Here is an 8,251-nt window from a genome sequence, read left to right as displayed (position 1 = left end):
TTTTTGGTCAGTTCCCGTTCGCGCCCGGTCAGCCCGGCCATGGCCAGGATATACTTTTTTCTTTCCCTCAGTTTGCGGCCCCGCACGCCATACACGCCGCCGTAAAAATTGAGGTTTTCTTCTACGGTCAAATCGTTGTAGAGGCTGAACTTTTGGCTCATGTAACCAATGCGTTTGCGCAGCCGCTCACTTTCTTTGGCTACGTCAAAACCAATAACCTTGGCCGAACCGGCGGTGGGCGTTAACAAGCCAAGCAGCATGCGAATAGTGGTGGTTTTGCCCGCGCCATTTGGCCCCAGAAAGCCAAAGATTTCGCCGCGCGGCACTTCAAAACTGATATTGTTAACGGCGGTAAAGTCGCCAAATTTTTTGGTGAGGCCGTTTACCTCAATGGCGATACCGTTGTGGTTGGTTGTTGGTTGTTCATTTTCCATGATTACCTTACCTATGTTAAAACGTATTTCGTTTACGTTTTACCCCATACGCACTACAAAATTCCCCCGATTTATTCAGGAAGTTGTTTGTTCCGGTTTTTGGCCTTCCAATTTCCCAATCAACGAGATAAACGCCTCTTCCATCCGGGGCATGGTCTGGCGGAAATTGGTCATATTGATCTGGGCGGCGGCCAGGGCTGTTTCCAGTTGCGGGCGGCGTTGTTCGAGATTGTCTACAAACACGTGCATCAGGTCGCCGTAAGTTTGCACCTCCAAAACGCCTTCTTGTTTGGCCAGAATTTTGTTGGCCTGGCGCAACAGGCCCACGCCCCAACCCTGGGGCGATTCCGGTTTGAATTCCATCAGTTCGCCGGGAATGAGGGCTTTGATCTCGGCGGGCGTGCCCTGTTCAATCAAGCGGCCGTTGTACATCAGCCCTACTCGCGAGCAGCGTTCGGCTTCGTCCATGTAGGGCGTGTTCACCAAAATGGTGGTGCCCTCTACGTGCAGGTTGGCCAGGATGTCCCAAAATTCGCGGCGGGAAACCGGGTCAACGCCCGTGGTCGGTTCATCGAGATACAGGATGTCGGGCGAGTGGATGAGGGCGCAGGCCAGGCCCAGTTTCTTTTTCATCCCGCCGGAAAGACGTCCCGCTCGCCGCTCGGTAAATTCCGTGAGCCGGGCAAAGTTGAGCAGCCGCTCGATGCGTTCCTTCCGTTGTTTGCCGCGCACGCCGTACACGTCGGCAAAAAAGCTGAGGTTTTCCAGCACGCTCAAGTCGCCGTACAGGGCAAATTGTTGGGCCATGTAGCCAATGTGTTCTTTGATCTGCTCGGCCTGTTTGCGCAGGTCAAACCCGGCGATGGTGGCGTTGCCCTGGCTGGGGTCCATAATGGCGGCCAGCATGCGCATGGTGGTGGTTTTACCCGCGCCGTCTGGCCCAACCAGGCCAAAGATGCGGCCCTGTTTGATTTCCAAATTCAAACCGTCTACCGCCGTGATGTTTTTGAAACGTTTGGTCAGATTTTCTGTTTTGATGATAACTTTGTTATTATTCATTTTTGATACACTCTTTTGCCAGTTCCTACCGATTTGTGGCTCCGGGGAGCTCATAGGAATTTCCTTCAACGATCACTCTTTCCAAATTAAACTCAATTTTCAACGGGCCGGATAACTACCATCGCTCGATTGGCCGCATACTGTTCCAATTGGGCGCGGTCGGGCCGTGACGACCAGCCTTGCGCCCGAAACATAACGCCTAGCATCCGGGGGTGACGTTCAAAGCGCAATTCTAAAAAATCGGCAATGCGGGCCGGGTCGGTGATGGGTTCGGCCAGGCCGTGAAAATGTTTATCTTTAACGCGCACTTCAACTTTTGGATTGGCCACGATATTACGAAACCAATCGGCCTGCTGTCCCCGCGCAGCAGCCACGTAAATAATTCCATCTATTTCTTCATACTGCAAGGGCGTGACTCGCGGCTGCCCCGACTTGCGGCCAACGGTGGTCAGCAGTAAAACCAGTCGCCCGTAGATTGGCCCCAGGCCGAGAGCGTAGACAAGTTGGGGTGGATATTTGCCCACTCGAAAGAGAAATTTTGTTAAGCGGTTCATGGTAAATCTCCGAATCAGATGTTACTCCAGCTTCTTTTGAAACCGGGTTGTTGCCAGGGCCAGGATAACTATACTGAACATGCCCAGGATAATTATCTCTTGTCGTAGCAGTTCCAGGCCAACACCCTTGAGGATGATGCCCCGAATGACCACCAACAAATAGCGTAAAGGCACAAAGTTGCTCAAAAAGCGTAAGGCCGCTGGCATTGCTTCGAGCGGAAAGATATAGCCTGATAGAAAAATCGAAGGCATCAATAAGAGATAGGTGACCAGCATCGCTTCCTGCTGGCTACGGGCTATGGTTGAAATGAGCAGGCCCAGGGCCAGGGTGGTGATCATGGCAAAGGCCGTCAGCAGCAAGAGCCAGGGCACGCTGCCGTGAATCGGCACTTTGAACCAGAGTACGGCTAAAGTTAACACGCCAATGACGTTGATGAAAACGATGACGGCATAGGGAGTCACTTTACCCAGGATAAGTTCATAAGGGCGGATCGGGGTAACAACGAGTTGTTCCATTGTCCCTTGTTCCCGTTCTCGTACAATGGCCATAGCCGTCATCATCATTGAAAGCATTTGCAGGATGAGACCGACCACACCCGGTACCATAAAATTCTCGCTGCGCATATCCGGGTTGTACCAGACCCGGGGCCGGACATCCAGCCCCGGTTGATGTTCAGGCTCCACCCCCACTAATTCGCGCGTTAGTTGCATAGAAATAGCCTGCCCCACGGTTTGGGCCGCAGAATAGGCGGCATTGGCCACGGTGGGGTCGGAACCGTCAATAATAAACTTCACCTGTGGGCGTTCTTTGCGGCCCAATTGATCGCCAAACCCGGCCGGGATGATGAGGCCGGCCCGAATCTGGCCCAGGTCGAGTAATTGCCCCATTGTGGCTTGGTCATCGGGAAAATGGGTGATGTCAAAATAGTTTGAGGCCTGGTAAGTGGCAAGCAGGTCACGGCTGCGGGTGGAGTGATCCAGATCGAGTACGGCTGTTCTCAAATGGTCCACATTGGGATTGGCCGCGTAGGCCAGCAGGAAAAGCTGCACAATGGGAATAAGGAACAGCCAGCTTAACATCCGCAGGTCGCGGAACATGTGCAAAAACTCTTTGTACATTATTGAGAACAACCGGCGGATCATCAGGCCCTGCCTTTCTCTGTTGGCGGGCAGGGATACAGGCCATGTTTGAAAAAGTTCAGCATTTCTTTGGCTAATTCCTCATCCGACATTTCTTGTACCACTGTATCGTCGCCCACATCAAAAATTATGGCCAGCCCGGTCATGGCGCTGACAATGACGCGAGCCGTGATAGCCGGGTTGATGGGCCGCATGATGCCGGCGTTGATGAGCGCCCGCAGCCGTTCTTCCAGTTCGTGGATAAACCGGCCCAACATCTCTTCTACGTAATATTGATGGATTTCAGGGTCCATCCGGGCCTCGTGCAGGAAGAGGGTGATCAGGCGTTTGTGGCGCATTTTTTTTAAACGGCTAACCATCACCTGTATCATTAAGTCCTCAATTCCCTCGGCCTGGATTTCGGCAATGTCGGCGATGGTTTCATTGGTAAAGTCCTGTACCAGGCCAATGAGCAGCTCACGCTTGTTGTTGAAGTAATTATAAAGCGTGCCCTCCGACACATCGGCGGCGTCGGCAATTTCTTTGGTGGTGGCCCGGCCATAGCCTTTTTCTCGAAAAACCTCGGCGGCCGCTTGCAGAATTTGTTCTTTACGGGCGGCGATGCGTCGCTCGCGCCGGCTCGTTGATTTTTCGTTGTTCATAACACAACCCTTTCTCGAATTGAGTGAACACTCATAAAATGAGTATAAATTCAAAAAATGAGCAATTACTCAAAATTTATCATGAATCTGGGTTGTTGTCAAGGATTTTGATCAAATTTTTAAGGTTCGGTAAACAATGTCAGGCTTACTCTAGGCTTGACGAATTCGTACATTAAACATGACTTCATGACCATGCCAACCAATTTCAGCAGCCTGGCTCTCGTATTGAGTTGCATCCTCTCCATAATAATCATGGATTTTATCGGAATTCATTATGTAACACTCCTTTACAGAGTTTATCTATCAGATTAATCGTCGCCGTAATAATAGGATGCTGGCGGTGAAAAGGATGGCACTCATCACAATCAGCGGGATGAGTTGCGGGATTAACGATTCGAGACCGGCGCCTTTGGCAAACAACTCGCGGGTGATGTTGATAAAGTATTTTAAGGGAATCAGGTTTGAGAGCCACTGCGCCACGGCGGGCATGGTTTCCACCGGCGTCATAAAGCCGGCCAAAATGCCGTAGACCGTAACCAGCAAAAAGATGGACGGCAAAGCCTGGGCCTGGTTGCGTGACACTGTTGAAATCAGTATGCCAATGCCCATCTCGGCCAGCATGTAAACCGACATCAAGGCCACGTACAAGGCCAGCGAGCCTTTGATGGGGATGTCAAAAAGCCGCAAGACAATCACCAACATCATTCCTAACTCGAAATAGGCGATGAAAACAATGGGAGCCAGTTTGCCCGCAATCAGTTCCGCCGGCCGGGTCGGCGAAACCATGAGTTGTTCCAGCGTGCCCCGCTCGCGCTCGCGCACAATGCTGATGGCCGTAATCGCCAGAATCACCAGCGACAACATAGTGCCCAACAAGGCCGGCACGTAGAAATTCTCGCGGCGCAGGGTTTGGTTGTACCAGATGCGGGTTTCGGTTTGGATAGGCAATATTGTCTGTTTTTGCGGATGCAGATTTGGCCCGCCCAAGTTCTGCACGGCAAAGTGTCCCCCTACCTCGTCAGCATAGATGGCAGTGTAGTTGGCTACAGCCGTATTGCTGCCGTCAATCACCACGGCTACGGCGGCAGTATCCCGGCCATCCAGCAGGGTTTGCTCAAAACCCGGCGGGATAACAAAAAAGGCGCTAATCTGGTTTTGCTCCAGCATCCGTTCGGCCTGGGCCAGGTCATCGGCCAGGTGGGTCACTTGAAAGCCGCGATCCTCCTCAATGGTCTTGATCAGGCGGCGGCTGGCGGCAGTGCGGTCGGCGTCGTAAACGGCGGCGGGCAGGTTCTGGATATCGCCTGAAGTGGCGTAACCCAGCACAATCACTTCAATCATGGGAATGGCCAGCACAAAGGCCACAATCCCGGCGTGTCGCCAGAGTTCCAAAAATTCTTTGAGGGCAATGTGGCTGATGCGGCGGACGACGTTCATGCTCTCACCCCAACTTCTTCTGGAAGCGTAGATAAGCTAGCGTACTCATCACCATGCCGGTGAGCAGCAGGGCTAGCGTGTTTGGCCACAAAGCTTGCCAGCCAACGCCCTTGAGAAAAATGCCTCGCGCAATGGCAGTAAAGTGCGTGGCGGGCATCAGGGCCGATTCCTGTTGTAGCCAAGCAGGCATGGTAAAAACCGGAAAAAAGATGTCGGATAGATAGGCCGGAGCAATGCCAAACAACATAAAGGTGATAATCATTGCCGCGTGTTGCGTTTGCACAAATTGGGCAATCAGCACGCCGGTGCTGGTGATGGCAAAAAGATAGGCGCAACTCAACAGAACAAACAAAACCAGGTTGCCGCGCAGGGGCATGTTAAAAATAAAGTGGCCAATGGCGGCAAACAGGATCACGTCGAGCAGGCCGATGAGCACGTAAGGGCAAACCCGGCCCAGCAGCAGCGGCCAGCGACCCAACGGCGTGCAGATGAGCATTTCAAACGTGCCCCGTTCTCGCTCGCGGCCCAGGGCCGAGGCTGCCCCCACCGCCGAAATGGACAGCACAATGCCCATCATGCCCGGTATTACGCTGACAATGGTTTTGAGCGCGGCGTTGTAACGCACGCGAGGCTGAAACGCCGGCGACGCGGCAGCGGCCATTCCCTGCCGGGTCAACTGTTCAACCAGCACGTCCTGCGCCAAACGACGGGTCAGGGCCGAGAGATGGGCGCGGGCCGGCTCGGCGATATTGGGGATGCTGCCGTCAATGAGGGCTTGCACCTGAACCGTTTCGCCCCGGTTGAGACGTTGGCCGTAATCAGCCGGGATGATGATGACCACGCGAGCCGTGCCTTCCTGCAAGTGTTGCTCGGCGGCCCGGCGGCCGGCCATAAAATTGAGAGCAAAAAAGGTGTCGTTTTGCAGGGCCTGGATAAAGCGGCGGCTCTCACGGCTTTGGTCCAGGTCTACCATCAGCGTTTCCACCCGCTCAATATCGGCCGACATGGTATAGGCCATAATAATGAGCGAGGCCATCCCGCCGATGGTCAGCAAAAACAGGTACCACATATCGCGGTAAAGCTGCGCCATTTCGTTGTGCGCAATTGCCCAAAAGGCCCTCATGCCGTCGCCTCCGGTTTGGTCAGGAACCCCTCAAACACAAGCTGCTGCGCGAGTTTGACTTGTTCAGCCGGCTGCATCAAGTTTTGGCCGAGAATGGCGGTCAGCAAGGTGACGCCGTCCAAGATGATCAGGGGCAGGGCCGAAGCCAGTTCAACGTCAACGGGCTTAAATTCTCCGGCGGCAATGCCCTCCCGGATGATGTCTTTGAACGACTGTTGCATAACCAGGAAAAACTCCTTAAAACCGGCTGCAGCGGCAGGATTGTGCAGGAGGTAGGCCCAATATTCCACCAGAACGGGCAGTAAATCTTCGCCGGTTTCAAAAAAGCTCACCGCCAGTTGATTGACCAGCCAGAATTTATCCGTTACATGGGCGTCGCTTTGCGGCAATTGTTTGACAATGGCTTCAATTTGTTCGTTCCAAACGTTGAGCACCGCCAGAAAAAGCTCATCTTTGCTGCGATAGTAGTGGTACAGCGTGCCCTGGCTGGAGCCAATGGCCTGAGCGATGTCGGACATGCGGGTGTTGTGGAAACCTTGTTCGGCAAAAACCTTTCGGGCCGCTTCAAGGATTTGTTGGGTTCGCGTCTGGCGGATTTGTTTGTTTTGCGCTGCGGTACGAGGCATAATTTATGGATTCCTTTCTGTTTTTAATTGACTGATTAGTCAATCAAAAATATAGCACGAAATCCCCCAGGGGCAAATTGTACCGGAGTACTATGATCCGCCAGACCTTGAAGGTCAAACAGAGAATATATGATTGTTAAAGAACAGAGACGCCACTTACTCCAACCTTTTTTGCAGGCGATTCACCGCCAGCATATAGAGCACAAGACCCACTACACCCAGCGCGATCAGTTGGGGCCACAGGTCGGCCAGGGTAGAACCTTTGAGCATGATGTTGCGGACAATGGTGGTATAGTGGCGATTGGGCATCAAGTACCCAATAACCTGAGCGGCGCGTGGCATATACTCCACCGGCAAAACCTGGCCGGAGAGGATAACTTCGAGGATAACAATGATGAACGCCCCTAAGAATCCCTGGCCCTGAGTTCTGGCCGTAGCCGAAATGAGCAAACCCCAGCCCATCTCGACAAAAATGTACAAACCGGTCAGGACCAGCAGCAGCGCCAGCGACCCGCGCAGCGGCACCGCAAAATGCAGCACGTTCAAACTCAGCATCCCCAAAAACGCTAGATAGGCAATGACCAGCGTGAGCAGGCTTTTGCCGATGACCAGTTCAAAGGAACGCAGCGGGGTGACAAAGAGTTGTTCCAGCGTGCCTTCTTCGCGTTCTTTGATGATGGCCAGAGCCGGCAGGAGCACGGACAACATGGCCAGGCCCCCGGCCATTTCGCCGGGCAGTTGAAAAACTTCGCGGCGCATGTCTTCGTTGAACCAAGTGCGGGCGCGGGTATCAATCTGGGCCAATTCGCCTGGCAGAACCGTTGCCCCGGCCAGCACCCGCTGAACGTACACGTAGGCCATGCCTTCCAGGTAGGCCTGGGCGATGAGGGCGGTGGAGGTTTCGCTGCCATCCAGCAGTACTTGCACCGTGGCCGTCTGCCTTTCCACATCCCGGCTAAAAGTGGGGGGAATGATCAGGCCCACTTTGGCCGTGCCTCGTTCTAGTAGTTCATTCAGTTCGGCCTGGTTGCTGGCGTAATCATTGACCTCAAAAACGTCGGAGTTGGTGAGCATGGTCACCAACTCTCGGCTGGTCCGGCTTTGATTTTGGTCGTACACTGCAGTGGGAATGTGCATAATTCCCCGCGAAACCATCTGGGCCACCGAGGTCAGATTCCAGATGGGAAACGCTACCACAAAAATCAGTAGCAGGCGGTATCGCAGAAATTGCAGGGCT

General features: G+C 53.5%; 9 protein-coding genes. All 9 read right to left on the bottom strand.

The window, feature by feature from the left end; genetic code table 11:
• Positions 1-434 (bottom strand): ABC transporter ATP-binding protein (locus JW953_07365; protein MBN1992509.1); only part of this gene is annotated, 434 nt, incomplete at its 3' end.
• 75 nt (positions 435-509) lie between these two features.
• Positions 510-1,493, bottom strand: coding sequence for an ABC transporter ATP-binding protein (locus JW953_07360; GenBank protein MBN1992508.1), 984 nt, complete (start codon positions 1,491-1,493; stop codon positions 510-512).
• Positions 1,494-1,585: 92 nt separating this feature from the next.
• Positions 1,586-2,047, bottom strand: a complete 462-nt coding sequence (locus JW953_07355; GenBank protein ID MBN1992507.1) for a nitroreductase family deazaflavin-dependent oxidoreductase — start codon at positions 2,045-2,047, stop codon at positions 1,586-1,588.
• Between the two features lie 21 nt (positions 2,048-2,068).
• Positions 2,069-3,166, bottom strand: coding sequence for an ABC transporter permease (locus JW953_07350; GenBank protein ID MBN1992506.1), 1,098 nt, complete (start codon positions 3,164-3,166; stop codon positions 2,069-2,071).
• 23 nt (positions 3,167-3,189) lie between these two features.
• Positions 3,190-3,828: a TetR/AcrR family transcriptional regulator gene (locus JW953_07345; protein ID MBN1992505.1), complete on the bottom strand. Its 639-nt coding sequence runs from the start codon at positions 3,826-3,828 to the stop codon at positions 3,190-3,192.
• Between the two features lie 303 nt (positions 3,829-4,131).
• Entirely contained in the window at positions 4,132-5,265 is a 1,134-nt protein-coding gene (locus JW953_07340) for an ABC transporter permease (GenBank protein MBN1992504.1), read from the bottom strand.
• Positions 5,266-5,269: 4 nt separating this feature from the next.
• Positions 5,270-6,388 carry an ABC transporter permease gene (locus JW953_07335; GenBank protein MBN1992503.1) on the bottom strand — a complete coding sequence of 373 codons (1,119 nt, stop codon included), beginning with the start codon at positions 6,386-6,388 and terminating at the stop codon, positions 5,270-5,272.
• Positions 6,385-7,014, bottom strand: coding sequence for a TetR/AcrR family transcriptional regulator (locus JW953_07330; protein ID MBN1992502.1), 630 nt, complete (start codon positions 7,012-7,014; stop codon positions 6,385-6,387). Before JW953_07330 ends, JW953_07335 begins: the two co-directional genes overlap by 4 nt.
• Positions 7,015-7,170: 156 nt before the next feature.
• On the bottom strand, positions 7,171-8,251 hold a 1,081-nt coding region (locus JW953_07325; GenBank protein MBN1992501.1), incomplete at its 5' end, for an ABC transporter permease.

Source organism: Anaerolineae bacterium (assembly GCA_016931895.1).
Taxonomy (GTDB): Bacteria; Chloroflexota; Anaerolineae; order 4572-78; family J111; genus JAFGNV01.
Note: the sequence above shows the minus strand (reverse complement) of the source record. Positions and strands in the feature narration are given on the sequence as shown.